Annotated in this window: 1 pseudogene; it reads left to right on the forward strand. The window is 36.4% G+C overall.

The features are described 5' to 3' along the window. Positions 1-534 (forward strand): annotated as a pseudogene (locus ACFINO_RS11255) (integrase); the annotation flags it as partial. Between the last annotated feature and the right edge of the window lie 54 nt (positions 535-588).

Genomic DNA, 588 nt, shown 5'->3' on the forward strand with positions numbered 1-588 from the left:
AATACGGGTGAAAGTCGTAAAACTGACTTAAAAGGAAATGGTAAAGATAGAAACTGGTTTTCACTTTTACGACTTTATATTCTCCTCAAATGAGGTTTTATATCTGTTTTAGAAACTACCCAAACAAAGATACACAATACCCTTGTTCCTATTTGGCATACAAAAGCTGCAACAGCAGAGAAAGCACTTAAATCCCCCTTCAATCTCTATCTCAAACATGCTGATACCTTAGGTTTAGATGTTGATTTACAGACAACAGCAAAAGCAAGAGTTTTATTAAGTAAACAACGTCATAAAGTTAAAAACATGCCTGCTGTGGATTGGAGAAATATCCCGGCTTTTTATCAAATATTTCGCAAAACAACAAACATCACACATCTGGCTTTGCGTCTTCTTATCCTTACAGGGATTCGTACAAATCCTTTACGTCATATTCGTGAAGATCAGATTGACGACGATATATGGACAATCCCTGCTGAGAATCTGAAAGGAAAGCGTGATATTATAGAAGATTTTTGCGTACCTTTATCATCATAAGTGTATAGAGAGTGAAGCACAATGGCTTTACCGTTATACCATTCACGGGCT

The organism is Bartonella sp. AA83SXKL (assembly GCF_042196965.1).
Classification (GTDB): domain Bacteria; phylum Pseudomonadota; class Alphaproteobacteria; order Rhizobiales; family Rhizobiaceae; genus Bartonella.